Below are 1,614 nucleotides of genomic sequence, written 5' to 3'. Positions count from 1 at the left end.
CATCAGCATCGATACTGCGCATGTTCGCAGCGCCGGTTCCAATTCCGCGCGCAACTTCGAGCTCGTTGTGGCCCGATGCGGCCGCGGCGGGCGGGGCGAAGGCGGCGGTCGCTATTTCGTGACCGGCAGCGCCGACCAACGGGCAATCCGGGATCGCGCCCTTCATGCCCTTCGGGAAGTAGGCTACCGCGGCTTTGGCGATGTGACGGTGATTTCGGACGGCGCCGAAATCCTGAAGCGGCTACCCCGCGCAATGCCGAAGCCGACGGCCCACATCATCGACTGGTTCCACATCGCCATGAAGGTCCAGCCGATGCAGCAGATCGCCAATCATATGGCTCGATCCCGATCGGGTCTCTCTGAAGCGCTTCCCGCAATTGACCGTGACATCAGAGCGGTGAAGTGGCGCCTGTGGCATGGGCGGGTCGATCGCGCGATCACCGATCTGGAGCACTCTTGGAGAGGGTGAAGGCTTCGCAAGGAGACAGCGAGTTCTCCATCGCCCGACTTCAAAGCCTCGGCTTGCAGCTCCTGACCTATATCCGTTCGAACCGCGGCGCGATCGTCAACTATGGCAAGCGCTACCAAGCCGGCCTTCGCGTCGCAACGACTCTGGCTGAATCGGCGGTGAATTCACTTGTCGGCAAGCGGATGGTCAAGAAACAGCAGATGCGGTGGTCGCTCCACGGTGCTCACATGCTCATGCAGGTCAGGACGGCAGATCTCAACGGCGAGCTTCGCAATCGATTGCGGGCACCGTTCCGACAGCCAGAGCCGAACGTGCCACCACTATTCAAGCCCAAACCGCCTCTCCTGCGCGCCGCCTAACCCCAGAGAAGTTACCGGTCTCACAGTCCGTGACATCACCAAGGATTGGACTCAGGGGGTCCGTCCAACGAGGGCCGGGTTGATGCCGAAGGCGACGCCATCGAGATCATCATCATCCACAGCGCCAAGGGACTGGAATGGCCGGTGGTGATTCCGGTCAACACAGCCACTTTGCTTCGCTTGCGCGAGCCGTTCGTGCATCGCGCGTCCGATAACACGCTGCACTGGGTTATCGGCGACGTCCCCCCGATCTTGTCCCGGAGCTGCCGCAGGCGGAGCAAAGGTCCTGGGCGCGGATCCTCAATTGGCGCACCATGACCTGATGAGGTGGACGGCCTCCGCTCCCGGCATCGCAATGTGCCAAAGTGTGGCTGTCGAAAGTCACATGAGGGAGAGCCGTCCATGGAGAAGGTTAGCACAATCGGTCTGGATGTCGCCAAGCACGTGTTTCAGGTGCACGGCGTTGACGCGCAGGGCGCAGTGGTTGTCCGCCGGAAGTTGCGTCGCGACGATGTAGTCGCATTCTTTACGTCCTTGCCGGCGTGCTTGATCGGCATCGAAGCCTGCGCAACGAGCCATCACTGGGCTCGTGTCCTCACGGCTCTGGGGCATGAGGTTCGCCTGATGCCTGCGTCATACGTCAAGCCATACGTGAAGCGGCAGAAGATGGGATGGTTGCCGCCCTCCCCAGACGGCATCGCAATGTGCCAAGGTCGTGATGTTCAACGCCACGAGAAGGAGAGGACGGCAAATGAAGGATACTATGATCGGGGTGGACCTGGCAAA

Annotated in this window: 1 protein-coding gene and 2 pseudogenes; all 3 read left to right on the top strand. The window is 61.3% G+C overall.

Annotation, left to right across the window (positions count from 1 at the left end; all coding sequences use genetic code 11):
- A pseudogene (locus tag EN807_RS35320) lies at positions 1-469 on the top strand (ISKra4 family transposase); the annotation flags it as partial.
- Positions 470-522: 53 nt separating this feature from the next.
- Positions 523-828, top strand: coding sequence for a hypothetical protein (locus tag EN807_RS35910; protein ID WP_128248398.1), 306 nt, complete (start codon positions 523-525; stop codon positions 826-828).
- Positions 829-1,230: 402 nt separating this feature from the next.
- A pseudogene (locus EN807_RS32240) lies at positions 1,231-1,614 on the top strand (hypothetical protein); the annotation flags it as partial.

This window comes from Mesorhizobium sp. M5C.F.Ca.ET.164.01.1.1 (assembly GCF_004792125.1).
Lineage (GTDB): Bacteria > Pseudomonadota > Alphaproteobacteria > Rhizobiales > Rhizobiaceae > Mesorhizobium > Mesorhizobium wenxiniae.
Note: the sequence above shows the minus strand (reverse complement) of the source record. Positions and strands in the feature narration are given on the sequence as shown.